Raw genomic sequence first — 23,384 nt, 5'->3', positions numbered from 1 at the left:
GAAGATCAACTAGCGAGGGCCCGGGGCGAGCGCTGCCGAGCCGCTCCCCTTGATCCGGCAGCGGCCGGGTGCGGAAGCGCGCCGCGCCGCGGTGGCCCGTGGTCGGCCGGTCACGGTGCGGAGACGGGCTCAGGTCGCGGTCAGGGCCCGAACGGCTTGGATGAGCGCGGTGGTGGTGAAGGGCTTCTCGAGCAGGTAGATGGTCTCGTCGTGGTCCCGGTCGGTGTTCAGCAGCGGTTCGGCGTAGCCGGACATGTAGATCACTTGGACGGCCGGGATGAGTTCGGCGACGTGCTGGGCCAGTTCGACGCCGTGCATGTTCGGCATGACCATGTCGGTGAGCAGGATGTCGATGTCGTCCGGGTGCCGGCGGACGAGGTCGAGAGCCTCCTGTCCGCCGGCCGCCGTGAGCAGCCGGTAGCCGTGGCGGGCGAGCACCCGGGCCGTGGAGTCGCGGACGGCCTCCTCGTCGTCGACGAGCAGGATGGTCCGGGGAGCGGGGGCCGTGGTGGTGTCGCCGGGTCCGGGTGTGCCGGCCGGGGCGGCGGGTGGGGGTTCGTCGGTGACGGGCAACAGGATGGTGACGGTGGTGCCCTCGCCCGGCCGGGAGCGCAGGCCGAGGCAGCCGTCGGCCTGGGCGACGATGCCGTAGACGGTGGCCAGGCCGAGTCCGGTGCCACGGCCCTTGGGCTTGGTGGTGAAGAACGGCTCGAACGCACGCCGCGCTACGTCGTCGGTCATGCCGACGCCGTCGTCGCTGATGCGCAACCGCAGGTAACACCGCCCCGGTTCGGGCGGCGGCTGGCAGTCCAGGTCGTCGCCGGCAGGCCGGCCCGCTTCGGCGGTGATGCGCAGATCCCCACCGCCGGGCATGGCGTCCCGGCTGTTGACCGTGAGGTTGACCAGCATCTGTTCGAGTTGGCCCGGGTCCAGCCGTACCGCTGGCAGGTCCTGCTGGATGTCGACGTGCAGCCGGTTCTGTTCGCCGACGGCCGAGTTCAGCAGGGGACGCAGGCCGGTGAGGACGGCGGCCGGGTCGAGCACTTGGGGCCGGTGGATGTCGCGGCGGCTGAAGACCAGCAGCTGCTGGGTGAGTGCGGCGCCGCGCTGGGCGGCGTGTTCGATCTTCGTGAGGTCGTCGGCGAAGGGCCGCCAGCGTTGCGGGTCGTCCGCGGCGAGTTCGGCGATGTCGCCGCCGAGCAGGCTGGCGTAGTTCAGGATGACCGCGAGCAGGTTGTTGAAGTCGTGGGCGACACCGCCGGCGAGCTGACCCAGCGACTCCAGGCGCTGGGCGCGCAGGGCGGACTGTTCGGCCTTCTGCCGTTGGACCTGTTCGACCAGCGCGGCGCGCTCCGCTTCGGCGGCGAGCCGGTCGGTGATGTCGCGGCCGGCGACCAGCAGCATCTGGTCGCCTTCGGCGTGGAAGCAGGTGACGTTGTTCTCGGTGGTCACCCGGCTGCCGTCGGCGCGCAGAACGTCCGAGTACAGGACCCGATGTGTCACGGCGTCAGGGTCGGCGAACACCTCGGCGACTGCCTGGTCGACGGTGTCACGGGCGTCGTCGGGCAGCAGTTCGGCGTACGGGCGGCCGAGCAGCCACTCCCGCGGATGGCCCAGCAGCCGTTCGGTGGCCTGGTTGACCAGCACGATCCGCCCGTCGGGGCTGATGCCGGTGACGGCTTCCGGTACTGCCTCGAGCACGCCGTGGAGTTTCGACTCGGCGCGGCGCAACGCGGTCAGGTCCCGGGTCGCGGCGATCATGACCAGGCCGCCGAGGTCGTCCAGCCAGCTGATCGTGGTCTCGCCGGGCAGAACGCTGCCGTCCTTGCGTCGCATCCGGGTGGCGATCGTGTGCGTGCTGGCCCGGAGGACGGGATCGGCGAACAGTCGCGTTCCCAGATCGATCATCGTCTGGCGTACGTCCTCGGTGAAGAGCACCCGGGCCTGCCGGCCGACCAGTTCGTGCGCCCGGTAGCCGAGCATGCGCTCGCAGGACTCGTTGACGAACATGATCCGCCCGTCGCTGTCCGTCCCGACGATCGCGTCGGGTGTGGCACGCAGCAACGCGGCCATCCGCGCCTCGTCGCGTTTCTGCCGGCTCAGCTCGTGGGCGACGCTGACCACCCCGGTGACCGATCCGTCGGACTCGGTCACCGGTGCGAACGACATCCGCATCGGCAGCCGCTTGCCGTCGCGGCGCAGCCGCATCGTGTCCAGTTGCGCGGTGGGCTCGCCGGCCAGAGCACGCCGGAAGACGCTCAGGTTGTGCTCGGCGACCTCGGGCGGGTACAGCATCGAGACCGGGCGGCCTCGTACCTCGCCCTGCCGGTAGCCGTAGATCCGTTCCGCGGCGGCGTTCCACAGGGTGATCCGGCCCTGCGGGTCGCAGACGATGACGGCGTCCGCGGCCGAGGACACCACGGAGGACAGCACCGCCCCGGCGTGCTCGTCACGACCGGGCGCGCCGCCGTCGTCGACGGTCACCACCAGGGCCCGTCTCGTGCCCCGGCCGACCCGGACCATCCGCACCTCGACGGGACATCCCCGCCGGTCCACCCGCCTCAGCTTCGCCGCGGCGTCCCCGGCGAGCCAGTCGGCGGGCATCTCGGGCAGCACGTCAGTCACCGCGGAGCCCGGTAACGCGCCGTCGCCGGGATCGAGCAGCCGCTGGGACCCCGGGCTGGCCGCCAGGATCACCCCGGAATCCGGATCGATCACCAGCACCCTGCCCGGCAGGGTCGCTACCAGCGCGAGAAGCTGGTCGTCAGTGATCTCCAAAGATGCCGACATCACGATCACCTCACGTGCCGCCGTGCAGCCCAGTAACGTACGGTGTCCGATGCACAACGATAACGGTAATAAGTACCATTTGCTGCTGATCGGCCGTGGATCTCGACATCGCCGGGGAGGCGGTTTAGCCGGGAAAGAGACGGTAGGTGCCGGTCCATCGTAATGTGAAGATGTTCTCCGCTTCAGGAAGGGCCACCTCCGAGGAGCTTTCATGAGCGCCGGCACCAACACGCGGAACGGCCCCGCGACGGCGAGGACCACCGAGTCGGCACGCCTGCGGGCCCTCGATGACTACGACGTGCTCAGCGGGGAGCGGATCCCCGACCTCGACACGATCACCGAACTCGCCGCGGCCGTGTGCGACGTGCCGACTTCGGTGATCAACGTGATCACCGCGGACCGGCAGGTGCAGATCGCGGCGGTCGGTGTCGAACCGTCCGCATGCCGCCGCGACGATGCGATGTGCTCGGTCACCATCGTGCATCCCGATCCGGTCGTGGTGTCCGACGCCAGCGCCGACCCCCGCTTTGCCGACAATCCGTTCGTGACCGGTGTGATCGCCACCGTCCGGTTCTACGCCTCCACCCAACTGCGCAACCCCGCCGGACACGTCCTGGGCACCTTGTGCGTCTTCGACGACAGGGTCCGGACCCTCACCCCGGCCCAGCGGCACCGGCTGGACCAGCTCGCCGCCCTCGTCGTGGACGTGCTGGAGCTACGCCGCCGCGGCCAGGAGCTGCAGCGAATGGTCGCCCAGCGCGAGCGGACCCTGGGGGAGCTGACCCGCACCCGCGACGAGCTGCAACGGTCCAACAAAGCGCTTCACGACTTCGCCGGCATCGTCGCCCACGATCTGCGCAATCCGCTGGCCAGCATCGTCGGCACCGCCGCCCTGCTCGCCGAGGAGATCGACGCCCACACCGACGCGTCCCTGGCCGGCGGGATCCATCAGGTGCAGCGCTCCGCCGACCGGATGCGCCACGTCATCGACGACCTCCTGACGTACGCCAGCGTGGGCGGCCGGCCCCACTTCGGTGACATCGACCTCGCCCGGGTCGCCGCCGACGTGGTCGAGGACCTCACCACGATGCTCAGCGAGGCCCGGGCCGAGATCCGCATCGGAGACCTGCCGACGCTGGCCGCCGACCCCACCCACATCCGGCTCCTGCTGCAGAACCTGCTCAGCAACGCCGTGAAATTCCGCCATCCGGACCGGCCCTGCCAGATCAGCATCGAAGCGGCCACCACGCCCGGCGCCTGGCTGATCCACCTCGCCGACAACGGGATCGGCATCCCCGCCGACGCCCGCGACAAGGTGCTGCAGCCGTTCGTCCGGCTGCGCCCGCACGTCGAAGGCACCGGCATCGGGCTGGCCACCTGCGCCGAAGTCGTCCGCAGCCACCACGGTGAACTCCATATCACCGAGACACCCGGCGGAGGCACCACCGTCACCGTCAAGATCCCGCGACTGACGCCGGCCGCCTGAGCACCGTGAGCGCCGCCGGCGCCGAGGCGGAACGGTCAGCCCGGAGCCGATCAGTTCAGCACGAGCGCGTTGTCCCGCAGTTTGCGCAAGGCCACGCTCAACCGGTCGAAGTCCTCCGGGCGGTGCTGGGAGGTGGCGCAGAGCCGCAGCCGGGACATCCCTTCGGGGACCGCGGGGAACGGCACGGCCGACGTGTAGATGCCCTCGTCCAGCAGCAGGCGCGCCCACGAGTAGGTGCGGACCGTGTCGCCGAGGACGAGGGGGACGATCGGGGTGCTGGTGCGGCCGCTGTCGAGGCCGAGGTCGTCGATGACCGCCTTGAGGCGGACGGCGTTGGCGCGCATGGTCGCCAGGTGCTGTGGTTCGTCGACGATCACGCGCAGCGTCTCCCGGATGGCGGCCGTGTTGCCGGGGGCTATCGCCGACGAGAACATGTACGGCGCGGAGCCGTGCTGGAGGTAGGTGATGACGCCGCGGGAACCGGCCACGAAACCGCCTCCGGAGGGGAACGCCTTGCCCAGCGAACCGGTGGTCAGGTCCACGTCGGCGGGGGCGACGCCGGCGTGGTCGGCGGTGCCGCGGCCGTGTTCGCCGAGGACGCCGATCGAGTGGGAGTCGTCGACCAGCAGGAACGCGCCGTACCGCTGCTTCAGGGCGACGATGTCGGCGAGCGGCGCGACGTCGCCGTCCATCGAGTAGACGCCGTCGACGGCGACGAGAATGCGCTTGCCGACGTGGCCTTCGAGGAGTTCGGCCAGGTGGGCGGTGTCGTTGTGGCGGAACCTGACGACTCTGGTGCCGGCGAGGCGGCAGGCGTCCAGGATGCTGCGGTGGATCAACTCGTCGACGACGGCGATGTCACGGGGGCCGAACAGCGCCGAGACGGCGGCCAGGTTGGCGTCGTAGCCGCTGGCGAACAGCGCCGACGCCTCGGTGCCGAGGTGCGCGGCGAGTGCCTGCTCGGTGTCCAGGTGCAGTTCGATGGTGCCGGTGAGCAGCCGGGCGCCGCCGGTCGTGGTGCCCCACCGGCCGATCGCCTCGGCGGACGCCGCGGTGATCCGCGGGTGCCCGTTCAGGCCCAGGTAGCCGTAGGTGGAGAAGAGCAGCAAGTCGGTGCCGGCGAAGCCGCTGGACACGGTGGCCCGCGAGTCCAGCGGGAGGCCGAACGTGTACAGGTTCCCGTCGCGGATCCCGTCGAGGCGCTCCAGCCACTGCCGGGCCGGTTCGATGTCGAGGATGCCGCCGGGCACCACGTCGTCGCGGTACCGGAAATCGGCGGGGTACGCCGAGAAGGGGTTGTCGGCGAAGGCGCGCAGCTTGTCATGGTTCACGGCATCAAGGGAACGGGATTCTCCCGGTGACCGGCACCCCCCTTTCCGGTCCGCGTCACAGAGAGTAGGCGGTCCGCAGGAGACGGGCCGGATCCACTGAAGCGTGGATCCGGCGGAGCCGGTCGAGATTCGGGCCGTGATAATCGGCCGGATCGGTAGGTCCCGGTTCCGGATAGTTCAGATATCGCCCGACCGACCAGCGGGCCATCGCCCGATGCCCCGAGTCGATCCAGGTGTAGCCGTCCGCCACCGTCGCCGTGTCGACCGTCGTGGGCACCACCAGCCACTGCAGCATGGTGTGCGCGCCGTGCCAGGGGAACGCGGTCGTCCCCGGCGCCGTCCGTGCCGGCGCCCCGGTCATCCGTTTCAGCTTCGCCAGCCCCGGCCGGCCCGTCGCCGCCCGGCGCCGCACCACCGCGAGCAGCGCGGCGATCCCCTCCGCGGGCAGCGCCTGCCGGAAGATGTCGCTGCCGATCAGGTGCGTGTTGCGGGCCGCGCCGCCCGCCCGGTCGCGCAGCAGTCTCACATGCGGCTCCCGTCCCACCGCCACCGACGCCGGCTCCCGGCCGGTCGCCCTGGCCAGCGCGGCCACCTCCGGGCCGGCGTCACCGTTCAGGACGAAACCGTTGACGCGTACGGACGGCGTGCCCCCCGGTTCCGCGGTGAACTGGCACGACGACCAGGCGTTGTCCGGTGCCACGCCGATCCGGGCCAGCCAGCCGGCGGCCACCGCGGCCGCGTCCGCCCACCGGTACGTCAACGTGAACGTGCCCGTCGTCGTGGCCGGATGGGTCCGCATCCGCCAGCCGGTCACCACCCCGAACCGTCCGCCCCCGCCGCCGCGCAGCGCCCAGAACAGGTCCGGTTCCCGGGCGGCGTCCACGGTCCGGTGCCGTCCGTCGGCCGTCACGACGTCGGCTGCTGTCACGTTGTCGCAGGTCAGCCCGTACGCGGAAGTGACCGGCCCGATGCCGCCGCCGCAGGTGAGCCCGCTGATGCCGACGCTGCCGCAGGTCCCCGCCGGTACGGACACCCCGTGCCGGCCGAGGGCCGTGTAGACGTCGATCACCGTGGCACCGCCGCCGATCGTGGCGGTCCGTGTCGCGGCGTCGTACCCGACCCGGTTGAGCGGCCGCACGTCGAGCACCAGGCCGCCGCTGATGGTGGAGGCGCCGATGTAGGAGTGCCCGCCGCCGCGCGGCACGACCGGCAGTCTCATCCGGGCGGCGAAACCGATCGCCTCGGCGACGTCGGCCGGGGTGGCGCAGCGGACCACCGCGGCCGGGCGGATGTCGTCGAACCTGGGGGAGTAGAGCAGCCTGCTGCTGTCGTAGACGGCCGTGCCCGGCCGATCCACCTGCCCTTCCAGCCCGGCGGCGAGCGCCTTCCAGTCGGCGTCGGTGGGGGTGGTGGGCGGCGGGACGGCGACACCGATCAACCCGGCACTGAGTAGGGCACGACGGGACAACCGCATACAAATATCCTGGCACATCGCCCGGAGCCGGTGGCCGGAATACGCGGGCCGGTAGCGTGCCCGCCGTGACCGTGCTCCGCTCGTTGCTGCTGTTCGCCCTCGCCGCGCTCGCCGAGATCGGCGGCGCCTGGCTCATCTGGCAGGGCTGGCGGGAGAACCGCGGCCTCTGGTGGATCGCCGGCGGCGTCCTGGCCCTCGGCGCCTACGGCTTCGTCGCCACCTTCCAGCCCGACCCCAACTTCGGCCGCATCCTGGCCGCCTACGGCGGCGTCTTCGTCGCCGGCTCGCTCGCCTGGGCGATGGCCGTCGACCGTTTCCGCCCGGACCGCTGGGACTACATCGGCGCCGCCATCTGCCTGATCGGCGTCGCCGTCATCATGTACGCCCCCCGGGCCACCGACGGCTGATCACTCCGCGGCGGCCACCCAGTACAGCTGCTTGTGCCCGCGCGACTCCATCTCGGCGGCCAGTTCCTCCGCCTCCGCCCGGACGCTGAACCGGGCCACCACGAACCGGTTTCCGTTGTCGTCCTGCCGCCACACCACCCAACCACCGTCACTCATCGCTTGATTCTGCCGTCCGCCCACCGACCGGCTCCACCGTGAGCGTGCCGGCGTCGGCGTCGAGGACCGCGGGCACGCCGAGACCCACCGCGGTCTGCTGCTCGCCGTGCCCGATCGGCAGCCCGCCGAGCACGGGGACGCCCAGCCCGCCCAGGTGACCGGCGAGCACCTGGGCCGCCGTGACCCCGGCATACCTCCCCGGCTCACAGCCGGTGAACCGGCCCACCGCCACCCCGGCCAGCCCGTCCAGCCAGCCGGCCCGTTTCAGCTGCGTGAGCGATCGGTCGATGCGGTACGGCTCCTCGTTCACCTCCTCGATCAGCAGGATCGCCCCGGCGAGGCCGAGCCGGTGCCGGGTCCCCGCCGTCGAGGCGAGCAACGTCAGATTGCCGCCGAGCAGCACACCCCCGGCACGGCCCGGCCACCGCACCGGATCGTCGCCGGCCACCACCACGACCGGCTCGGCCGTCATCACCGCGTGCCGGGCGGCGGCCGTGGTCGGACAGTCCAGCGTGTCCCGCAGCGTGCCACCGGTCGGGCCGTGCACACTGGCCAGTCCCGCCTCGCACCACAACGCCACGTGCAGGGCGGTGATGTCGGAGAAGCCGATCACCAGTTTCGGGTCGGCACGGACAGCCACGAAGTCGACCCGGTCGACGATGCGCTGGGTGCCGTAGCCGCCCCGCAGGCACAGCACCCCGCGCACCAGCGGGTCACGCAGAGCGTCGTTCAGATCGGTGAGGCGCTCGTCGTCCGTACCGGAGAGGTAGGTGTGCCGGCCGAGCGCATGGCGCCCCACCCGCGTGCGCAACCCCCAGCTCGCGAGCACCCGCTCGGCGACGGCGGCCTGCTCCGGCTGCACCGGCCCGGCCGGTGCGACGAGCGCCACCAGATCCCCCGCACGCAGCCGCTCCGGTCTGATCATCACCGCAGCGTACGCCCGGGAGGCGGGCGGACCGTGACCTCGTGACGGAAGCCGGGTCAGCCCAGGCACAGGACCAGGAACTCGTCCGGACCGTCGCGGACGAACTCCATCTCCTCGAACCCGCACCGCTTCAGCAGGCGGATCGAGGCCGCGTTGTGGACATCGGCCTCCCCGTACAGCGGGCGGGTCGTCTCCTCCTCCAGGAAGAGGGTGAGCGCCCGGGTGCCGATCCCGCGCCCCCACCAGGCGCGGCCCAGCCAGAACCCGACCGTCCGCCGCCCGTCCTGCCACCAGGCCACGATGTGCCCGGCGGGCTCGCCGTCGACGAGGACGGCACGCGCCCGCACGGAGGGATCGCCGAGAACCCGGCGATGCCAGTGCTCGGTGAAGGAGGCGCGCGACCGGTCCGGGAAGTTGGCCCGCCGCAGCGCCTCGGCATCACTCTCCTGCTGGTAGAAGACCTCGAGATCCTCCACCGCGACCGGGCGCAACCCGACGCCGGTCATCGGCCCACATCGCTCACTCCGCCATGTTCTCACGGTGACGGGCCGGTGACGCTCGCCCAGTCGCGGGACCGACTGGCAGGATGGCCCGGGTGTTCGGTCGCAGCCTCCTGATCTTCGGCGCCGTCGCGGCGCTCGCCACCGCGATCCTGACCTGGGCGATCGCCGACGTCCTCCACGACATCAGCCTGCCGCGTTGCGTGAGCGGCCGGCGGTCGGTGAGCTGCGGCGGCGACACCGGCTGGCACGGCGCGTCGTCGCTGGTCACTGCACTGCTGGCGGTTCCCGCGCTGTTCACGCTGGCCGGGTCCTACCTCTATCTGGCGTCCCGTCTGGTCCGCGCCACGAAACCGCGCAACCGCGACGCCCTGCGCCGCTCGCTCCGCTCACGCTTCGCCCTGACGCTGCTCACGGCCGTCGCCCTCACCCTCCCGGCGACCCTCCTTCTCCGGTCGGCCCTCTGATCCGGTACGCCGTACCGAAGCGCTTTCCGCCCTGCTCCCGATCGAAGCGCTTTCCGCCCTGCTCCCGATCGATGCGGACCCGCACCGGCCGGATGGTGCCGCGACAGATCCGCGGGCGCGGTGCCGGCTCCGTGCCGACCCGGACGGAAAGTACTTGCCTAACGGGAAAGTGAGACGCTACTTTCCTAGTAGGCAAGTACATGCCGGAGGAGGAAGTCATGGATGTTCCGCCGATCGACGCCGAACTCGCCCTCGCCGAGATGCGGGCCCGCCGTGAGCAGGTCATCGACACCAATCTCGTGCCCCGCTGGTTCTGGCGTTCCATCACCGTGCTGATGGTGCTGTTCGTCGCCGCCGTGGAGACCGAGATCCCCTGGGTGGTCGCGGTCGGCGTCATCGTCTACACCCTGGGCCTGTCCGCGCTCATCATCGCCGTCGTCCGCAAGGCCCGCGTCCAGGTGCGCAACGATCTGATCGGCGCCCGCGGCGCGTGCGCGATCGCCGTCTTCACCGTGGTGCTGGTCGCGGCCGGGATCGGTCTCGGGTTCGCGCTGGAGGCGCTCGGCGTGCCGTTCCCGGCGACGCTCGCCACGCTGCCGGTGGCCGTCGGGCTGGCGGCCGGCGGCCCGGTGCTGATGTCCCACCTGCGCAAGCTGATGATGTCCCGGCCCCTGGCTGGTTCCCGGTGACCACCGAGCCGCGGTTTGACGAGCTGATCCACGCCCCTACCCGGTTGTCGCTGGTCAGCCTGCTGGCGGCGACCGAGTGGGCGGACTTCAAGTTCCTCCGCGACAGCCTGGGCATGTCCGACTCGGCCCTGTCCAAGCAGCTCACCACCCTCGACGAGGCGGGCTATGTGGAGATCCGCAAGGCCTTCGTCGGCAAGCGCCCGCGCACCTCGGCCCGTCTCACCCCGCGGGGCCGCGACGCCTTCGCCGGTCACGTGGCGGCCCTCCAGGAGATCGTCGTCCGCTCCGGCCTGGCCGTGTTCCCGGATCAGGCCGCCCGCTGAGGTGCCGTCCGCCCGGCCCGCCTGTTCGAGCCCGGCCCGCCTGTTCGAGCCCAGCCCGGCTGTTCGAGCCCAGCTCGGCTGTTCGAGCCCGGTCTGCCTGTTCGAGCCCGGTCCGGCTGTTCGAGCCCGGTCCGGCTGGGCCGAGCCCCGGCTGGGCCGAGCCCCGGCTGGGCCGAGCCCCGGGCTGGGCCGAGCAGTGGTCGGTCGCCGGGATGGGTCACTCGAAGGGCCGGGCACTGCTCGGCCCGGCGGCCGCGCAACGGCCTGGACCGGCAGGCGGCCGCGCGGCTCGGCGGGACGGGGCGGATTCGGCGGGGGCGGCGTACGCCGTACGAGATCAGTCGGTTGTCGGGGGTTGGTCCTGAGCCGCGCGGAGGGCGGCGGCGGCGACCGAGTAGGGGTTGTGGGTGTAGGTGCGCGAGAGCGGGCCGGTGGCGCTGAAGTAGGAGGCGGCGAGTTTCGCGGGGTCGGTGGCGATCTCGCCGCGGGCGACCGCGTCGTCGCCGTCGTCCCAGCCCCAGGGCGCGTTGGCGGAGTTGGTGCCGCAGGCGTAGGTGCCGGTGCCGCAGCCGCCGGAGTTGTCGCCCGCGAAGGTGCCGAGGGAGGCGAACAGGCTCGTGGTGCCGCGCTGGGCCCACAGTCCGCCGTCGGCGAACACGTCGATCAGCCGGTAGCGGACGTCGCGGTCGTTGGGGCCGTCCGGCGACTCGGAGACCGAGAGTGACGGATAGTAGACGATGCCGTCACCGTTGATCGTGTACTGCGGATAGGCCTTGAGACCGTGCCCGCCGCGCTCCTGCGCGGTGACCGGATGCTGGTAGGAGTCGTGCGGGGAGGACTGGAACCGCAGCGTTCCGTCGATGGTCTCGGAGCCGTTCGCCCAGTCGCCGCCAGCCGGCTGGTAGGAGTAGAAGTCACTGTGCGCGACCGTCACGGCGGCCTTGAGCGTCCCGTAGTCGGACCCGTCCTTGGCGACGATCTCCAGCACGCCCTCGCCGTCGTTCTCGTGTTCGGTCTCGAAGAACGGGTGGTCGATCCAGTCGCGGGGGTGGAAGAACAGGTAGGTGAGGTAGTAGTGGGTGCTGGTCTCCAGGACCGAGTAGTAGACCGCCGCCTCGGTGTTCGTTCCGGTGTTGTCCCAGTTGTCCCGGCCGTTCAGGTTCCCGTCGAAGTCGTATCGGGTGATGTAGTCGCTCTTGCCGCCGAGCGCGTGCGCGCCGGTGGCGTCGACGTCCTGATGGTGGATGGGCGCCCAGCGCAGGGCGATCTCCGCCCGGCTCGGGGCGGCGTGTGCCCCGGTGGCGAGACCGGCCGCGATCAGCGCGCCGGCGACGACGGTTGCCATTCTTCGCACGCGTCCTCCTCGTATCGGTGAACGTCAATATAAGTGCGGGGACTAAGCTGAGGTGGTGTCCGATCAACGGCTGCGTGAACTCGTGCTGATGCGCCGTGTCCGCGACCGGATCGACCGCGACTACGCGCAGCCGCTCGACGTCGAGGCGCTGGCGCGTCATGTGCACATGTCGGCCGGGCACCTGAGCCGGCAGTTCCGGTCGGCCTTCGGCGAGTCGCCCTACAGCTACCTGATGACCCGGCGCATCGAGCGGGCCATGACCCTGCTGCGGCGCGGCGACCTGACCGTCACCGAGGTCTGCTTCGCGGTCGGCTGTTCGTCGCTGGGCACCTTCAGCACCCGGTTCTCCGAGCTGGTCGGGGTGTCGCCGAGCGTCTACCGCAAGCGGGCGGCCGACCATCTCGCCGGATTGCCGGGTTGCGTCACCAAACAGGTGACCCGCCCGATCCGGAGTTCTTCATAGCATCGAGGTCATGAGCCTCGTCATCCACTCGACTTTCCTGCCGGCAGACGATCCGGAGAAGTCACTCGCGTTCTATCGGGACGGCCTCGGCTTCGAGGTGCGCAACGACGTGGGGTACGGCGACATGCGCTGGATCACCGTCGGCCCGCCCGGCCAGCCGCAGACCTCGATCGTGCTGCACCCGCCGGGCGCCGACCCGGGCCTGACCGACTCCGAGCGGCGCACCATCGCCGAGATGATGGCCAAGGGCTGCTACGCCGGCATCATCCTGGGCGCCACCGATCTGCAGGAGACGTACGAGAAGCTGGCGGCCAGCGGGGCCGAGGTGGTGCAGGAGCCGTTCGACCAGCCGTTCGGGGTGCGTGACTGCGCCTTCCGCGACCCGGCCGGCAACATGGTGCGCATCAACCAGCTGACCTGATCAGGAATCAAGAAGCGGGCCCCACCGGGGACCCCCTAGCGTGACTGGCATGACTACTCAAGGCATCAAGACCGTCCTGCACCCCGTCACCGACCTGGAGAAGGCCAAGGCCGTCTACACCGCTCTGCTCGGCGCCGAACCGACGGCGGACAGTCCCTACTACGTCGGCTACGACGTGGCCGGCCAGCACATCGGCCTGGTTCCCGGCGGCGGCCCGCAAGGGCTGAAGGCGCCGGTGGCGTACTGGCATGTGGCCGACATCGATGCGAAGCTGGCCGAACTGGCCGCCGCGGGGGCGACGGTCACCGAGCCCGCACACGAGGTCGGGCCGGGACGCCGCGTCGCGAGCGTGACCGATGCCGACGGCAACGTGCTCGGGATCCTGCAGGACAGCTGAAACTCACAGGGGGAGAAGCATGAGCGTCCACCGCTCGATCCGCGTGCACGGCGCCCGGGTCAACAACCTGAAGGACGTCAGTGTCGAGATTCCGAAACACCAGCTCACGGTGTTCACCGGGGTCTCCGGGTCGGGCAAGAGCTCGCTGGTGTTCGGCACCATCGCGGCCGAGTCGCAGCGTCTGATCAACGAGACGTACAGCGCCTTCGTCCAGGGGTTCATGCCGACGCTGGCCCGCCCGGACGTGGACGTGCTGGAGGGCCTGACCACCGCGATCATCGTGGACCAGGAGCGGATGGGCTCCGACCCGCGCTCGACCGTGGGCACCGCGACCGACGCCAACGCGATGCTGCGGATCCTGTTCAGCCGGCTCGGCGACCCGCACATCGGCTCGCCTCAGGCGTACTCCTTCAACGTCGCCTCGATCTCCGGCGCCGGCGCGGTGACCCTGGAGAAGGGCGGGGTCACCACCAAGGAGCGCCGCAGCTTCAGCATCACCGGCGGCATGTGCCCGCGGTGCGAGGGCCGCGGCAACGTCAACGACTTCGATCTGACCCAGCTGTACGACGAAACCAAGTCGATCAACGAGGGCGCCATCTCGATCCCCGGGTACAGCATGGAAGGGTGGATGGGCCGGATCTTCCGGGGCTGCGGCTTCTTCGACGTGGACAAGCCGATCGGCAAGTTCACCAAGCGCGAGCTGAACGATCTGCTCCACAAGGAACCCACCAAGATCAAGGTGGATGGCATCAACCTGACCTATTCCGGTCTCATCCCCTCGATCCAGAAGTCGTTCCTGTCCAAGGACGTCGACGCGATGCAGCCGCACATCCGGGCGTTCGTGGATCGGGTGGTGACCTTCACGGTCTGCCCCGAGTGTGACGGCACCCGGCTCAGCGAACCGGCCCGGTCGTCGAAGATCAATGGCGTCAGCATCGCCGACGCGTGCGCCATGCAGATCAGCGACCTGGCCGAGTGGGTCCGCGGGCTGCGCGAGCCGTCGGTCGCGCCGCTGCTGGAGAAGCTGCTGCACACGCTGGACTCGTTCGTCGAGATCGGCCTCGGCTACCTCTCCCTGGACCGGCCGGCCGGCACCCTGTCCGGCGGTGAGGCGCAGCGCACCAAGATGATCCGGCACCTCGGGTCGGCGCTCACCGACGTCACCTACGTCTTCGACGAGCCCACCATCGGCCTGCACCCGCACGACATCCAGCGGATGAACGACCTGCTACTGCGCCTGCGCGACAAGGGCAACACGGTCCTCGTGGTGGAGCACAAACCGGAGGCGATCGCGATCGCCGACCGGGTCGTCGACCTCGGGCCGGGCGCCGGCACCGCGGGCGGCGAGATCTGCTACGAGGGTACGATCGACGGCCTCCGCGCCAGCGGCACCATCACCGGCCGTCACCTCGACGACCGGGCCTCGCTGAAGCCGTCGGTGCGGCCGGGCCGGGGCGCCCTGGAGATCCGCGGCGCCGCCACCCACAACCTGCAGGACGTGGACGTCGACATCCCGCTCGGCGTGCTGGTCGTGGTCACCGGGGTGGCCGGTTCCGGCAAGAGTTCGCTGATCCACGGCTCGGTGGCGAAACGTGACGGCGTGGTGGCGATCGACCAGACGGCGATCCGTGGGTCCCGCCGATCGAACCCGGCCACGTACACGGGGTTGCTGGAGCCGATCCGGAAGGCCTTCGCCAAGGTCAACGGTGTGAAGCCGGCCCTGTTCAGCGCCAACTCCGAGGGCGCCTGCCCGACCTGCAAGGGCGCCGGGGTCATCTACATGGACCTGGGCATCATGGCGGGGGTGTCGACGCCGTGCGAGGAGTGCGAGGGCAAGCGGTTCGAGGCCTCGGTGCTGGAGTACAAGCTGGGCGGCCGGGACATCTCCGAGGTCCTGGCGATGCCGGTGGCCGAGGCCGAGGAGTTCTTCGCCGCCGGGGACGCGAAGCTTCCGGCCGCGCACTCGATCCTGCTGCGGCTCGCCGACGTGGGGCTCGGCTATCTGACGCTCGGCCAGCCGCTGACCACCCTGTCCGGCGGCGAGCGGCAGCGGCTCAAGCTGGCCACGCGGATGGGTGACAAGGGCGGCGTCTACATCCTCGACGAGCCCACCACCGGCCTGCACCTGGCCGATGTCGAGCAGTTGCTGGGCCTGCTGGACCGGCTGGTCGACTCCGGCAAGTCGGTGATCGTCATCGAGCATCACCAGGCGGTCATGGCGCACGCCGACTGGATCATCGACCTCGGTCCGGGCGCCGGCCACGACGGCGGCCGCGTGGTTTTCGAGGGCACGCCGGAAGCCCTGGTCAAGGACGGTTCGACGCTGACCGGGCAGCATCTGGCGCGATACGTCTCCTGATATCGATCGGGTTAATTGGCACGCGGGGGCTGGAGGGGTCCCCCTACACTGCCAAGTCGCGGCACGGGGGAGTGCCGCTGCCCCTTGAATGGAGATTTCTGCGCATGAAGCGCTTCCTGGCCGGCACTCTCGCCGGTGTGACCGCCCTGACCCTCTCCGTCGGGTGCGCGAACCAGTTCCAGCAGCTCGAGCCGAAACTGGAGCTGAAGAAGGCCGCGGAGAACCTGGGCGCGGAGGGCAAGGCCGGCTTCACGCTGAAGGCCGGCGGCAGCGTCGACGACGTGATCGCCGCCGCCAAGGCATCGGGTGACAACTTCACCGCGGAGGACGAGGAGATCTTCCGCAAGATCTACAACTCGTCGATCACGATGGCCTGGGACAAGGCCGGCGAGAGCGTCACCGACGACAAGGTGATGCTGGCCGCCGACATCGACGGGGTCACCGGCCTCGACGTGCGGACCGTCGACGAGGTGCTGTACCTCAAGGTTCCGGTCACCGAGCTGGCCGAGAAGTTCGGCGCCACCAGCGCCGACATCGCCGAAATGCGGTCCGGGCTGTCCACCGAGGCGCCCACCATGGGCCCGCTGTTCGACGGTGAGTGGGTCTCGGTCGAGGCCGCCGACCTGAAGAAGCTGGGCGAGAAGTTCGGCGGGGCCACGGCGGCCGCCGCCGACCAGCAGGCGCAGAGCGAGAAGCTCGCCGCCGAGTTCAAGATCAGCGCGGAGAACCTGCTGGAGAGCGCCGACGTGGTGCGCGACGAGAAGGACGCCAAGCACCTGATCGTCACCACCTCCACCGGCAAGGCGACCGTGGAGGCGAAGCGCCTCGCCGAGGCCGCTATCAAGATCATTTCGCCGGAGGCCGCCACCGAGGCCGCCGACTCGCTCCAGAAGGAGATCGACAAGAACGCCCCGGCGGACAAGCCGATCGTCCTGGACATCTGGGTCGACAACGGCAAGTTCACCGCGTTCGAGATCAACTACCTGCAGTTCGTCGAGGGGGCGACCGGCCGCGGCACGGTCCGCATCGAGGTCGCCGACAGCGTCGACATCACCGCGCCGTCCGGCGCCCAGAAGCTCGACGTGGCCCCGCTCTTCGAGGCTCTCGCCGGAGCGGCGTCCGGCGGCGGCACCTCCGGCGCCGGCAACGCGGAGACCTGGGCCGAGCTCGTCGGCCGGCAGGCCGTCCTCATGGCGATCAGCGAGCAGGGCAAGCCGGCCACCTTCCTGAAGAAGGCCGCCAACCAGATGGCCATGCCCGGCGTCAAGGTGCAGGTCGTCCGCAAGGGCGTGGCACAGGTGACCGCGGGCAGCAGTGTCGCCTGTGTGGTCGTCCCGGCCACCACCCGCGGCGAGCCCAAGGTGACCGCCGGGGCCTGCTGACCCGGTCTCAGGGCCGGCGGGGCCGGGCCGACATGCGGCCCGGTCCACCGGCTCCGTCAGCCGCCGACACTCGTCACCCCCGGTCACCACTCGCGGCGAGCCCAAGGTGACCGCTGGGGCCTGCTGACCCGGTCTCAGAGCCGGTGGGGCCGGGCCGACATGCGGCCCGGTCCACCGGCTCCGTCAGCCGCCGACACTCGTCACCCCGGTCACCACGGCCGGGGTGACGTGCCGTTTCTGGCCTGCGTCGGCCGCGGGTGACGTTCAAGGCACCGGGTTGGGTGCGTTTGTTTCCGAGGAAGATCGGCGACGAAAGATCTGGCCGGCCGCCCTGACTCGTCAACGACCGCCGACGGCCCCTGCACTGTCGGTGAACGCCAGGTGTGGCACTGAACTGCCGAGACGCGGGCCACCGCGACGATCATGAGTGCGCGGCTCACTCGGAAGCGACCGCATTCTCAGCTGCCGGCCCCAACCGATCCGATGAGACGGGACACGGTTCACGGCTATATACGTCCCGGGAACATGACACCCGCAATGGGTGTCATCACACTCGCAGCGGGTGTCGCGTTCTCAAAGCACACATCGCTCTGGACACCGGCCTCCGTCTGCCAGGAACACGGGGCGGGCGCGCTCGTGGAGTGCCGAGTGGAGTGGGAGCGGTCGGTGGGCCCGGGAAGTCGTCGCTGGTCTGGCCCGGCCCCCGGCGGTTGCCGCGCCGGGCTCCGGCCGGTGGCGGTCTTCGGGGAGATCCGTGCCCGGCGGCGATGGTCCGCATCGGAGGTCACCTGACTTCACGCCGCCATCATTTCGGGTAACATGGCGTTTCTGGATACGCGGCGTTTCTGAAAGGGCTGGCATGCGGCTGACACGTGCCGAGCAGCAGCGGCTCACCCGCGAGCGGCTGCTCGACGCCGGCCGGGCCGCCTTCCTGGAGCGGGGCTATCTGGCCGCGACAGTGGAGGAGATCGCCGTGGCGGCCGGCTACACCCGTGGGGCCGTCTACAAGCAGTTCGGCGGCAAGGAGGGCCTGTGGCAGGCCATCATCGACGCGCGGGCCGAAGGGCTGGTGCGGAATTTCGCCGACGCGCTCGACCGGGTTTCCGGCCGGGAGGGGCTGCTCGCGGTCCTCACGCCGCCGCCGGGCGGCGAGGTGGCCCGCTGGGCGCTGGTGTCGGCCGAGGCCGTCGCCGCGATGTCCGGCAACCCGGGGCACGCGTCGAAGATGGCCGCGCTTCAGGACCGATTCGACACCGAGATCACCATTCTGCTGGAGCGGCACTGCGCCCGCCTCGGCGTCATCCCGGCGGTCCCGCTGCCGCACCTGGTCCTCGCGTGGGGCGCGATGGGCGCCGGGCTGGCGCTGCGGCAGGCGATCCACCCCGAGACCGACGCGGCCGCCGTCACGGCGAGCATGCTCGGCGCGCTCTTCCCGAGGAGGTATCCATGACCTTTCTGAGCCGGCTGCGCCGCCTTCCGATCCTACGCGGTGTCGCCGACGCCGTCTCGCACGCCGACCTCGGGCCGTATGCGGGGGCGCCCCGCGATCCCGACCTGCGCATCGGTGACGAGCAGGGCTACTCGACGGTGCGGTATGCGACCGGCCACATCGCGCACATCGCCACCTCGGTCAGTGAGGACGTGTGTCCCCGCTGCGGCTCGGCGATGGCCGAGAACCACGAGATCCAGCAGCGGGAGGGCTCAGCGGTGCGGCTGCGGACCGGGTCGGCCCGCGTCTGCCGGGCGTGCGAGCCGGACTCCTGGCTGCTGCGTTCACAGATGTCGGCGGTGGCCCGCGCCCGCGAGACCAACCGCCGCAACATCGTCTGAGCGCCGCGGGGCACGCGGCGGAGCCCGCCCGGGAAGAGGACAGGGGCTGGGCGGGGCCGCGGTCAGGCGGGGGCGCGCTCGGGTGTGGCGATGCGGGCGGGGCGGCGCAATGCGATCAGCGCCACCAGGAAGGCGGCGGCCAGCAGGCCCGCCGAGGTGGCGAAGGCCAGCCGGTAGCCGCCGGTCAGTGCGGCCGCCGGGGAGGCGCCGCCGGCCAGCAGGTTTCCGGTGCGGGTGGCGGCCAGGGTGGACAGGACAGCCACGCCGAGGGCCATGCCGACCTGCTGCGTGGTGTTGAACAGGCCGGAGGCGAGCCCGGCGTCGTCGTCGCGTGCGCCGGACATGCCGAGGGTGGCCAGCGCCGGCAGGACCAGGCCGCCGCCGGAGATCAGCAGCATGACCGGGAGCAGGTCGGTGACGTACGAGGCGTGCTCCGGAACGCGGGCGAGCAGGGCCATGGCGGCGACCAGCATCAGGAGCCCCGCGGGCAGCACGGTGCGGGCGCCGAACCGGGCGCTCAACGGGGCGGACGCGAACAGCGAGACCACGCCGATGCCGACCGCCGCGGGGAGCATGGCCAGCCCGGTCTCCAGAGCGCCGTACCCGAGGACGTTCTGCATGTGGAGCGCGACCAGCACCTGGAAGGCGAACATTCCGGACACGGTCAGCATCTGGGCCAGGTTGGCGCCGGTGACGTCGCGGGACCGCAGGATCCGCAGCGGCATGAGCGGGTCGCGGGCGGTGGCCTGCCGGATCACGAAACCCGCGAGCAGGGCGAGCGCGACGGTTCCGGTGATCCACGCGTACGGGCCGGAGGTGACGATCGTGTAGATGCCCAGCGTCAGGCCGCCGGTGACCAGGACGGCCCCGAGGACGTCGGTGCCGGCGGACCACCCGGCGCCGCGGTCCGCCGGGAGTGCGACGAGTGCCAGGGCGATGGTGGCGATGCCGATCGGCACGTTGATGAAGAAGATCCACGGCCAGCTCAGGGCGTCGGTGAGCACCCCGCCGAGAACCTGCCCGATGGAGGCGCCGGCGGCCCCGGTGAAGCTGAAGATCGCGATCGCCTTGCCGCGTTCGCCCGGGTCGGTGAAGAGCGTGACCAGGATGCCGAGTACGACGGCCGAGGCGAGGGCGCTGCCGACGCCCTGGAGGAAGCGGGCCGTGATCAGCAGGCCGGGCCCGTTGGCGACGCCGGCGAGCAGGGACGCGGCGGTGAAGACGGCGGTCCCGGCGAGGAACATCCGGCGGCGGCCGAGCAGGTCGCCGAGGCGGCCGGCGAGTAGCAGCAGCCCGCCGAACGGGATGAGGTAGGCGTTGACCATCCAGCTCAGCCCGGCCGCGCTGAACCCGACGTCCGCCTGGATGGCGGGCATCGCCACGGTGACGATGCTGCCGTCGAGGATGGTCATGAGCCCGGCGGCGGAGAGCACACCGAGGGCGGTCCAGCGTTTCGGGTACGACATGGGGTTCCTCCCGTCGAGGTACGACAGGTGGAACGCTAGCAGATAGTTCTGTTGCGGACTATCTCTATCGGTCTTACTTTGCGCGCTCCCGGGGACGGCGGGCCGACTGGGCACCCTCGGAAGGTGCCGCCAGATGCCCGGCGGCCAGCCGGTTCAAGGCCCGGACCAGCACCTCCCGCTCGTCACCGGCCAGCGACTCCAGTGCCTCACGGTGCACCCCGTCGACGATCTCCTGGCTGCGCTTCGCGATCTCCGCGCCGGTGGGGGTGACCGCGATGATCCGGGCCCGCCGGTCGGTGCTCGACGGGCGGCGCTCGGCGAACCCCGCCTTCTCCAGCGCGTCCACCGTCGCCACCATCGTGGTCTTGTCCATGTCGCCCAGCTCCGCCAGCTGGATCTGGGTGCGCTCCTGCTCCAGCGCGTGCACCAGCACACAATGCATCCGCGCGGTCAGGCCGATCTCCCCGAGGGCCGCCGCCATCCGCGTACGCAAGACGTGGCTGGTGTGATCGAGCAGGAAAGACAGATCGTTCTCGGTGCGGGCGGGGGCCATGGCGGTCATGCGTCAAGCGTAGCTCCGGACGGTTCGACTCCGGACGATCCGCGACCGAACGGGTGGGCCGGTCCCCGCGGCCGCGCCGGCCGTCGGAGTGTCCGGCGCCGCGAGCGTACGGGTGACAAGCTTCATGCTGTGGCGCACCGCCTGATCCTGATCAACGGGCTTCCCGGCTCCGGCAAGAGCACCCTGGCCGGGCGTCTGGCGTCCGCCCTGCGGGTTCCCCTGATCGGCAAGGACCTGCTGAAGGAGGCGTTGGCCGCCGCCGCCCCCGGGGTTCCGCCGCGCGCCCTGGGCCGGGTCGCCTCGCAGGCGATGTGGGAGCTGGCCGCCGCCACGCCCGGCGTGGTGATCCTGGAGAGCTGGTGGTTCCGTCCGCGCGATCTGGGTTTCGCCGCCGACGGCGTCACCCGTTCGGGTGCCCGCGCGACCGTGGAGATCTGGTGTGACGTGCCGGCCGAGGTGGCCCTGGCGCGTTGCCGCGACCGGCGCCGGGCGGCCGTGCACGAGGACGACCAACGGCTGCGCGAGGACTGGCCGTGGTGGGCCGCGGAGGCGGCGCCGCTCGCGGTCGGCCCGGTGATCACCGTCCAGACCGACCGTCCGGTGATCGCCACCCGGCTGATCCAGGCGATCAGCGAAGTCATCGGCGGCGTCTAGATCTGGAACGACGGAAGAACCGATGGGCGGGAGAGGTGGGACTCACGTCGTTGCGGCGATGAGCCCGGGCCGCGAGGGTGGAGAGCATGGACACACGGCGCCGCCGGAGGTGGTAGCGGTGGTGCGCGAGTGCGCGAATCCATAATGAGTTGGCCCGAGTCCCGGAACCGGTGGCCGTTCCGGAACCAGTCCCGACGAGAGGCGTGCTGCCCGTGTACGAACTGCTCACGAAGATCATCCGCCTGCGTGTGGAAGGCGCCGAGCACGTCCCGGCGAGCGGTCCGGTGCTGTTGGCGTCGAATCACCTGTCGGTCACCGATTCGACGTTCCTGCCGATGGCGGTCGCCCGCAAGGTGATCTTCATGGCGAAGGCGGAGTACTTCACCGGGCGTGGCCCGGGCGGGCGGCTCGTCTCCTGGTTCATGTCCCGTGACGGCCAGGTGGCGGTGGACCGGGACGACACCCGGGCCGCGGTGCGGTCGCTCGACGTGTGCCTCGGGGCGCTGTCACGCGGTGAGGCGTTCGCGATCTACCCGGAGGGCACCCGCTCGCCGGACGGGCGGCTCTACCGCGGCCGGACCGGCGTGGCGTGGCTGGCGCTCAAGTCGGGCGCCCCGGTGGTGCCGGTGGCGATGTTCGGCACCGACCGGGTGCTGCCGCCGGGGCGGATCATCCCGCGGCCGGCCCGGGTCTCGGTCGTCTTCGGCAAACCGGTCCAGCTGGCGGCGGTGGCGTCCGACCCGGAGAGCGCCCGGGAGCGGCGGATCGCCACCGACATGATCATGGCAGCGATCGGGGAACTGTCCGGTCAGGAGTATGTGCCGCGCTACGCGAGGTAGGTGATCGCGCGATCAGTCGAGCATGGCGCGGGCGTAGGCGGCCACGTCGACCGGCGCGCGGGCCGGACCGAGCAGGGCGTCGGTGAGCGGTTGCAGATCCTCGACCGTGAGGCCGGCGTCCCGCTGCCCCCGGTACGGGTCACCGGCGCCCTCCCGCGGCATCCACCCGCCGGACGTGGCGGTCGCCGGCACCCAGTGCCGCAGCACCCGGTCGACAAGCGTCTGCGCCGCGGCGTCCGCGAGGTCGGCCGGGTCGGCGAAGGCGAACCCGTTGCCGCACCGGCGCTGTTGCTCCAGGTAACGGTCCTCCCAGAAGCGCAGCGTCCAGCCGGGCCAACGGTCGGCGAACCGTTCGGTCAGGCCGTGCACCGGCTGCACCGACCACACCCCGGCGGTGCGGGCCGCCGGGTCCAGGTGCAGGCCGCTGCGCGGGATCCGGGGCAGTGTCGTCACCCGCGGCAGCTCGAAGAGCTGGTCGAGCAGGGCGGGCCCGATCGACCAGGGGTCCTCGGCGTTGTAGTCGACGCCGTACGCCGTGGTCCCGACGGTGATCAGGTGGTGCAGAACCAGTTCCTCGTCGGGCCCCGGCTTGTGCCACTTGAACAGTGCGGTGTTGTCCCACGGCGTCCGGCCGAGCACCGCCCGGTCCAGGCCGAGCGCGTCGGTCACGTCGGCGATCCCGTTGTACGCCCACCGCACCGTCCAGCCCGGCCACGTCCGCCCGCAGCCCTCCAGCAGCGCGAGCCGCTGGTGGTAGTCGACGTCCAGGAAGAACAGCAGCTCCCGCGCGTCGAGATCGATCAGGGCGCCGGCCTCACACACCGACTCGGACTGCCACATGCCCGTGTCCTCCCAGGCGGGCATGGCGCCGAAGACGGCGAGCGCCGGTTCCGGGCCCAGCGCCAGGTACGCGTCCAGGCTGTAGCCGATGCTGTCGCCACCGCAATGCGTCCACGCGCCGTCCATGCGGATCGCCACGTTCGCCCGTGATCCCATGTGCGGATCATATTCATGATCATCCGAGTTCGTGTCGGGGGTGTCACCGGCGGTGGCGAAGATCAAACCCCAGAAACCATGAATCTTCCGGAGGAAGTGACGATTTTGCACCC

General features: G+C 71.0%; 24 protein-coding genes. 14 read left to right on the top strand and 10 right to left on the bottom strand.

The genetic code is table 11. From position 1 onward, the window contains the following. Positions 1-129: 129 nt before the first annotated feature. The gene (locus AB0I88_RS04600; protein ID WP_361018224.1) at positions 130-2,790 is read right to left on the bottom strand and encodes a PAS domain S-box protein; all 2,661 of its coding nucleotides are present in this window, start codon (positions 2,788-2,790) and stop codon (positions 130-132) included. Between the two features lie 211 nt (positions 2,791-3,001). Between AB0I88_RS04600 and AB0I88_RS04595 the strand changes: the two genes are divergently transcribed. Beyond that, entirely contained in the window at positions 3,002-4,276 is a 1,275-nt protein-coding gene (locus tag AB0I88_RS04595; RefSeq protein ID WP_361018222.1) for a GAF domain-containing sensor histidine kinase, read from the top strand. Between the two features lie 50 nt (positions 4,277-4,326). Here AB0I88_RS04595 and AB0I88_RS04590 read toward each other — a convergent pair whose 3' ends face one another. Continuing rightward, on the bottom strand, positions 4,327-5,607 hold the full coding sequence (locus AB0I88_RS04590; RefSeq protein ID WP_361018220.1) for a pyridoxal phosphate-dependent aminotransferase family protein: 1,281 nt from the start codon (positions 5,605-5,607) through the stop codon (positions 4,327-4,329). 55 nt (positions 5,608-5,662) lie between these two features. Next, on the bottom strand, positions 5,663-7,081 hold the full coding sequence (locus AB0I88_RS04585; RefSeq protein WP_361018219.1) for an FAD-binding oxidoreductase: 1,419 nt from the start codon (positions 7,079-7,081) through the stop codon (positions 5,663-5,665). A gap of 65 nt (positions 7,082-7,146) precedes the next feature. Between AB0I88_RS04585 and AB0I88_RS04580 the strand changes: the two genes are divergently transcribed. After that, complete coding sequence (locus tag AB0I88_RS04580; RefSeq protein ID WP_361018217.1) at positions 7,147-7,488, top strand: YnfA family protein; 342 nt, start codon at positions 7,147-7,149, stop codon at positions 7,486-7,488. Here the strand turns inward: AB0I88_RS04580 and AB0I88_RS04575 are convergent, their stop codons facing one another. The 3 genes from AB0I88_RS04575 to AB0I88_RS04565 are packed head-to-tail and all read right to left on the bottom strand — an operon-like array spanning position 7,489 to position 9,075. After that, on the bottom strand, positions 7,489-7,644 hold the full coding sequence (locus AB0I88_RS04575) for a hypothetical protein (protein WP_361018216.1): 156 nt from the start codon (positions 7,642-7,644) through the stop codon (positions 7,489-7,491). Next, entirely contained in the window at positions 7,637-8,569 is a 933-nt protein-coding gene (locus AB0I88_RS04570; protein WP_361018215.1) for an LD-carboxypeptidase, read from the bottom strand. The genes AB0I88_RS04575 and AB0I88_RS04570 overlap by 8 nt, the downstream gene beginning before the upstream one ends. Before the next feature lie 56 nt (positions 8,570-8,625). Further along, positions 8,626-9,075 carry a GNAT family N-acetyltransferase gene (locus tag AB0I88_RS04565; protein ID WP_361018214.1) on the bottom strand — a complete coding sequence of 150 codons (450 nt, stop codon included), beginning with the start codon at positions 9,073-9,075 and terminating at the stop codon, positions 8,626-8,628. Between the two features lie 89 nt (positions 9,076-9,164). Between AB0I88_RS04565 and AB0I88_RS04560 the strand changes: the two genes are divergently transcribed. The 3 genes from AB0I88_RS04560 to AB0I88_RS04550 all read left to right on the top strand — a co-directional run bounded on the left by AB0I88_RS04560 (position 9,165) and on the right by AB0I88_RS04550 (position 10,548). Further along, positions 9,165-9,536: a hypothetical protein gene (locus tag AB0I88_RS04560; protein ID WP_361018212.1), complete on the top strand. Its 372-nt coding sequence runs from the start codon at positions 9,165-9,167 to the stop codon at positions 9,534-9,536. 218 nt (positions 9,537-9,754) lie between these two features. Then, positions 9,755-10,225 carry a hypothetical protein gene (locus AB0I88_RS04555; RefSeq protein ID WP_361018210.1) on the top strand — a complete coding sequence of 157 codons (471 nt, stop codon included), beginning with the start codon at positions 9,755-9,757 and terminating at the stop codon, positions 10,223-10,225. Next, positions 10,222-10,548 (top strand): transcriptional regulator, encoded by a 327-nt coding sequence (locus AB0I88_RS04550; RefSeq protein ID WP_361018208.1) that lies wholly within the window; start codon positions 10,222-10,224, stop codon positions 10,546-10,548. The genes AB0I88_RS04555 and AB0I88_RS04550 overlap by 4 nt, the downstream gene beginning before the upstream one ends. Positions 10,549-10,885: 337 nt before the next feature. Here AB0I88_RS04550 and AB0I88_RS04545 read toward each other — a convergent pair whose 3' ends face one another. Continuing rightward, the gene (locus AB0I88_RS04545; RefSeq protein WP_361018403.1) at positions 10,886-11,893 is read right to left on the bottom strand and encodes a hypothetical protein; all 1,008 of its coding nucleotides are present in this window, start codon (positions 11,891-11,893) and stop codon (positions 10,886-10,888) included. 97 nt (positions 11,894-11,990) lie between these two features. Between AB0I88_RS04545 and AB0I88_RS04540 the strand changes: the two genes are divergently transcribed. The 7 genes from AB0I88_RS04540 to AB0I88_RS04510 all read left to right on the top strand — a co-directional run bounded on the left by AB0I88_RS04540 (position 11,991) and on the right by AB0I88_RS04510 (position 18,754). After that, positions 11,991-12,365 carry a helix-turn-helix transcriptional regulator gene (locus AB0I88_RS04540; protein ID WP_361018400.1) on the top strand — a complete coding sequence of 125 codons (375 nt, stop codon included), beginning with the start codon at positions 11,991-11,993 and terminating at the stop codon, positions 12,363-12,365. Between the two features lie 10 nt (positions 12,366-12,375). Beyond that, positions 12,376-12,786, top strand: a complete 411-nt coding sequence (locus AB0I88_RS04535) for a VOC family protein (RefSeq protein WP_361018207.1) — start codon at positions 12,376-12,378, stop codon at positions 12,784-12,786. Positions 12,787-12,835: 49 nt separating this feature from the next. Then, positions 12,836-13,183 carry a VOC family protein gene (locus AB0I88_RS04530; RefSeq protein ID WP_361018205.1) on the top strand — a complete coding sequence of 116 codons (348 nt, stop codon included), beginning with the start codon at positions 12,836-12,838 and terminating at the stop codon, positions 13,181-13,183. A gap of 19 nt (positions 13,184-13,202) precedes the next feature. Next, entirely contained in the window at positions 13,203-15,542 is a 2,340-nt protein-coding gene (locus tag AB0I88_RS04525; RefSeq protein WP_361018203.1) for an excinuclease ABC subunit UvrA, read from the top strand. Between the two features lie 104 nt (positions 15,543-15,646). Next, positions 15,647-16,924, top strand: coding sequence for a hypothetical protein (locus tag AB0I88_RS04520; protein WP_361018202.1), 1,278 nt, complete (start codon positions 15,647-15,649; stop codon positions 16,922-16,924). A gap of 859 nt (positions 16,925-17,783) precedes the next feature. Next, a complete protein-coding gene (locus AB0I88_RS04515) occupies positions 17,784-18,374 on the top strand; it encodes a TetR/AcrR family transcriptional regulator (RefSeq protein ID WP_361018200.1) in 591 nt (196 codons plus the stop codon). Next, complete coding sequence (locus AB0I88_RS04510) at positions 18,371-18,754, top strand: hypothetical protein (RefSeq protein WP_361018198.1); 384 nt, start codon at positions 18,371-18,373, stop codon at positions 18,752-18,754. The genes AB0I88_RS04515 and AB0I88_RS04510 overlap by 4 nt, the downstream gene beginning before the upstream one ends. 62 nt (positions 18,755-18,816) lie before the next feature. On the opposite strand, the gene AB0I88_RS04505 is transcribed toward AB0I88_RS04510, so the two are convergent. Next, positions 18,817-20,220, bottom strand: coding sequence for an MFS transporter (locus AB0I88_RS04505; RefSeq protein WP_361018196.1), 1,404 nt, complete (start codon positions 20,218-20,220; stop codon positions 18,817-18,819). A gap of 73 nt (positions 20,221-20,293) precedes the next feature. Beyond that, positions 20,294-20,782, bottom strand: coding sequence for a MarR family transcriptional regulator (locus AB0I88_RS04500; RefSeq protein ID WP_361018194.1), 489 nt, complete (start codon positions 20,780-20,782; stop codon positions 20,294-20,296). A 129-nt stretch (positions 20,783-20,911) separates the two neighbouring features. Here AB0I88_RS04500 and AB0I88_RS04495 point away from each other — a divergent pair, with 129 nt between their 5' ends. Both AB0I88_RS04495 and AB0I88_RS04490 read left to right on the top strand, forming a co-directional pair. After that, entirely contained in the window at positions 20,912-21,436 is a 525-nt protein-coding gene (locus AB0I88_RS04495; RefSeq protein WP_361018192.1) for an AAA family ATPase, read from the top strand. Positions 21,437-21,639: 203 nt separating this feature from the next. Further along, a complete protein-coding gene (locus AB0I88_RS04490; RefSeq protein ID WP_361018190.1) occupies positions 21,640-22,275 on the top strand; it encodes a lysophospholipid acyltransferase family protein in 636 nt (211 codons plus the stop codon). 12 nt (positions 22,276-22,287) lie between these two features. Here the strand turns inward: AB0I88_RS04490 and AB0I88_RS04485 are convergent, their stop codons facing one another. Then, positions 22,288-23,271, bottom strand: coding sequence for a hypothetical protein (locus AB0I88_RS04485; protein ID WP_361018188.1), 984 nt, complete (start codon positions 23,269-23,271; stop codon positions 22,288-22,290). Positions 23,272-23,384: the final 113 nt, after the last annotated feature.

Origin of the sequence: Actinoplanes sp. NPDC049802 (assembly GCF_040656595.1) — a bacterium.
Lineage (GTDB): Bacteria > Actinomycetota > Actinomycetes > Mycobacteriales > Micromonosporaceae > Actinoplanes.
This window is presented reverse-complemented; position numbering and strand designations above follow the sequence as displayed.

Bases quoted from the DNA above. Each gene is read 5' to 3' on its own strand.
- AB0I88_RS04575 (WP_361018216.1), bottom strand. From the start codon at position 7,644: ATGAGTGACGGTGGTTGGGTGGTGTGGCGGCAGGACGACAACGGAAAC.
- AB0I88_RS04585 (WP_361018219.1), bottom strand. From the start codon at position 7,081: ATGCGGTTGTCCCGTCGTGCCCTACTCAGTGCCGGGTTGATCGGTGTC.
- AB0I88_RS04555 (WP_361018210.1), top strand. From the start codon at position 9,755: ATGGATGTTCCGCCGATCGACGCCGAACTCGCCCTCGCCGAGATGCGG.
- AB0I88_RS04520 (WP_361018202.1), top strand. From the start codon at position 15,647: ATGAAGCGCTTCCTGGCCGGCACTCTCGCCGGTGTGACCGCCCTGACC.
- AB0I88_RS04510 (WP_361018198.1), top strand. From the start codon at position 18,371: ATGACCTTTCTGAGCCGGCTGCGCCGCCTTCCGATCCTACGCGGTGTC.
- AB0I88_RS04525 (WP_361018203.1), top strand. From the start codon at position 13,203: ATGAGCGTCCACCGCTCGATCCGCGTGCACGGCGCCCGGGTCAACAAC.
- AB0I88_RS04570 (WP_361018215.1), bottom strand. From the start codon at position 8,569: ATGATCAGACCGGAGCGGCTGCGTGCGGGGGATCTGGTGGCGCTCGTC.
- AB0I88_RS04540 (WP_361018400.1), top strand. From the start codon at position 11,991: ATGCGCCGTGTCCGCGACCGGATCGACCGCGACTACGCGCAGCCGCTC.
- AB0I88_RS04530 (WP_361018205.1), top strand. From the start codon at position 12,836: ATGACTACTCAAGGCATCAAGACCGTCCTGCACCCCGTCACCGACCTG.
- AB0I88_RS04500 (WP_361018194.1), bottom strand. From the start codon at position 20,782: ATGACCGCCATGGCCCCCGCCCGCACCGAGAACGATCTGTCTTTCCTG.
- AB0I88_RS04595 (WP_361018222.1), top strand. From the start codon at position 3,002: ATGAGCGCCGGCACCAACACGCGGAACGGCCCCGCGACGGCGAGGACC.
- AB0I88_RS04505 (WP_361018196.1), bottom strand. From the start codon at position 20,220: ATGTCGTACCCGAAACGCTGGACCGCCCTCGGTGTGCTCTCCGCCGCC.
- AB0I88_RS04485 (WP_361018188.1), bottom strand. From the start codon at position 23,271: ATGGGATCACGGGCGAACGTGGCGATCCGCATGGACGGCGCGTGGACG.
- AB0I88_RS04565 (WP_361018214.1), bottom strand. From the start codon at position 9,075: ATGACCGGCGTCGGGTTGCGCCCGGTCGCGGTGGAGGATCTCGAGGTC.
- AB0I88_RS04535 (WP_361018207.1), top strand. From the start codon at position 12,376: ATGAGCCTCGTCATCCACTCGACTTTCCTGCCGGCAGACGATCCGGAG.
- AB0I88_RS04545 (WP_361018403.1), bottom strand. From the start codon at position 11,893: ATGGCAACCGTCGTCGCCGGCGCGCTGATCGCGGCCGGTCTCGCCACC.
- AB0I88_RS04515 (WP_361018200.1), top strand. From the start codon at position 17,784: ATGCGGCTGACACGTGCCGAGCAGCAGCGGCTCACCCGCGAGCGGCTG.
- AB0I88_RS04600 (WP_361018224.1), bottom strand. From the start codon at position 2,790: ATGTCGGCATCTTTGGAGATCACTGACGACCAGCTTCTCGCGCTGGTA.